Below are 1,407 nucleotides of genomic sequence, written 5' to 3' on the forward strand. Positions count from 1 at the left end.
TAGTACTGCAACGGTGCTTACCGTGACGGTTGTCTGGTTCGCTCGTTGTGGTGTTCATGGGTGGGGACATATCCGAGGTGGATGCTCGTCGCTGGTCGGCCGGGCTTGCCGGGTTGCATGAGCGGTTTGCGCACCGGTTCGCGCGGAGCGAGTCGCGGGAATCGGCGCTGGCGTACATGCGGGGCCTGCTGGCGCCGTTGGAGCGCAAGAACGGCTGGACGGTGGCCGAGGAGGCCGGCCGTGGCGGGCCGGATCGGATCCAGCGGCTGCTGAACCGGATCGACTGGGACGCGGACGCAGTGCTCGATGACATACGTGGGTACGTGGTCGAGCACCTGGCGGACCCTGGCGGCGTGCTGATCGTGGATGACACCGGGTTCCTGAAGAAGGGCGTGCGGTCGGCCGGCGTCCAGCGGCAGTACTCCGGCACCGCCGGCCGCACGGAGAACTGCCAGGTCGGTGTCTTCCTCGCCTACTCCGGCGAGCGAGGCCGGACCCTGATCGACCGGGCGCTCTACCTGCCGAAATCCTGGACGGACGACCGCGGGCGCTGCCGCGCCGCGGGGATCGGCGACGAGGTCGAGTTCGCCACGAAGGTCGACCTCGCGAGGGCGATGGTCCGCCGCGCGATCGACGACCGGATCCCGTTCCGGTGGGTGACCGCGGACGCGGGCTACGGCTACAGCAAGGGCTGGCGCTACGAGTTGGAGCAGGCCGACGTCTTCCACGTGGTGGCCACCACCCGGCACAACACCGTCGTCACCCGCCGGTTCATGGACCACCGCCTCCACGACCTGGTCGCCGACCTGCCCCGGCAGAAGTGGAAGCGCCGGTCCTGCGGGGAGGGAGCCCATGGCCCGCGGAGCTACGACTGGGCCCGCGTCGAGGTCCGACCGTGGCACCGACCCGATCGCAGGCACTGGGTCCTGGTCCGCCGGAGCATCGCCGACCCGACGAAGCTCGCCTACTACATCGCCTACGCGCCCGCCGACGTCGTGCTCAACGAGCTGATCGCTGTCGCCGGGGCCCGCTGGGCGATCGAGGAGTGTTTTCAAACCGCGAAGGGCCAGTGCGGCCTGGACGACTACCAGGTCCGCCGCCACCAGGGCTGGTACCGGCACATCACCCTCGCCATGGCTGCCCATGCCTACCTCACCGTCGTGCGGGCCCAGCACCTCGAAAAGGGGCCTCACCTGCTCGAACGCCAGACCTGATCCCGCTCACCGTCCCCGAGATCCGCCGGCTGATCACCCATCTCACCCGGCCCGTCCGCCGCAGCATCGACCACATCCTGCACTGGTCCCGCTGGCGCCGCCGACGCCAACACCAGGCCCGGACCAGCCACTACAGGCGACGAGGCCACAGCCCAAGAGCTGAAGCCTCATCACAGCAAGCACCGTTGCAGTA

1 pseudogene is annotated in these 1,407 nt (G+C 69.2%); it reads left to right on the top strand.

Features of this window, described 5'->3' with window-relative positions:
* Positions 1-56: 56 nt before the first annotated feature.
* Positions 57-1,407, top strand: a pseudogene (locus AA75_RS41730) (IS701 family transposase); the annotation flags it as partial.

It is taken from the genome of Kitasatospora sp. MBT63 (assembly GCF_000710465.2).
Lineage (GTDB): Bacteria > Actinomycetota > Actinomycetes > Streptomycetales > Streptomycetaceae > Kitasatospora.